The following is a 1,247-nucleotide window of genomic DNA, read 5'->3' on the forward strand; positions in this document are numbered from 1 at the left end:
GGATCAGCTCGTCGCGCAGTTCGGCGAAATTCTCGATGATGCCGTTGTGGACGATGGCGACGCCGTCGGAAAAATGCGGATGCGCATTGGTCTCGTTGGGCACGCCATGCGTCGCCCAGCGTGTGTGGCCGATGCCGATCGTGCCGGCGAGTGGATCGTCCTTGAGCCGGCGCTCGAGATTGATCAGCTTGCCTTCGGCGCGGCGGCGGGCAAGCTGGCCATGCTCGATGGTGGCGACGCCGGCCGAGTCATACCCGCGATATTCCAGCCGCTTCAGCGCGTCGACGATGAGCGGCGCAACCTGCGAATGGCCGACGATTCCAACAATACCGCACATGCAGACAGTCCCCGCTTCCCCGTGGAAAACCAGCGCTATTTAGGGATGGCCGGCCTGCCGCGAAAGTCACATTGCATTTCGTCACGTGTAACGGAACGATTTTTGCACGCATGCACTATGACAGACCGCTCTTGCAATCGGGTTACCCAAATTGTTCGGCTTTTCACCGCTGCGGTGGTCGACCATTCATCTTTTGCGGTAGCCTTGCTCGTCGTCTAATGGTCGGAGCCGGTAGCCTTCTTCTTCGCAGCCGCGGCCGAAGCAAAGCGCTCGCGCAATTCCTTGCCCTTGCCAGGAATTGTCTTCTGGCGGGCACGGCCGAAGGCCAGCGCGTCTTGTGGCACGCTCTCGGTGATGACACTGCCCGAGGCGATGTAGCCGCCCTTGCCGATGGTGACTGGCGCCACCAGCGACGAATTCGAGCCGACAAAAGCACCCTCGCCAATGTCGGTGAAGAATTTCGAGTAGCCGTCATAGTTGCAGGTGATGGTGCCGGCGCCGATATTAGCGCCCGCGCCGACGCGGGCGTCGCCGATATAGGTCAAATGGTTGACCTTAGCGCCCTCCTCGATAACAGCCTGCTTAACCTCGCAGAAATTGCCGACCTTGGCCTTTTGCTTGAGATCGGCACCCGGCCGCAGCCGCGCGAACGGCCCGACATCGCAATTCGAGGCGATGGTGGCGCCCTCGATATGGCTGAAGGCATGGATCTTGGCTCCCGTGGCGATCTTTACCCCCGGACCGAACCAAACATTGGGTTGGACGATCGTGTCGGCGCCGATCTCGGTGTCGTGCGAGAAGTACACGGTCTCCGGCGCGATCAGCGTCACGCCCGATAGCATCACTTCGTGGCGGCGGCGCGCCTGCCAGATGCCCTCGGCTTGCGCCAGTTCGGCGCGGTTGTTGATGC

At 61.5% G+C, this 1,247-nt stretch carries 1 protein-coding gene and 1 pseudogene; both read right to left on the reverse strand.

Features of this window, described 5'->3' with window-relative positions; translation table 11 throughout:
- Positions 1–337 (reverse strand): annotated as a pseudogene (locus EN993_RS35990) (glutamine--fructose-6-phosphate aminotransferase); the annotation flags it as partial.
- A gap of 215 nt (positions 338–552) precedes the next feature.
- Positions 553–1,247, reverse strand: a 695-nt coding sequence (locus EN993_RS35995) for a DapH/DapD/GlmU-related protein (protein WP_281040600.1), incomplete at its 5' end; no start/stop codon positions are given.

Origin of the sequence: Mesorhizobium sp. M7D.F.Ca.US.004.01.2.1, assembly GCF_003997785.1 — a bacterium.
GTDB lineage: Bacteria > Pseudomonadota > Alphaproteobacteria > Rhizobiales > Rhizobiaceae > Mesorhizobium > Mesorhizobium loti.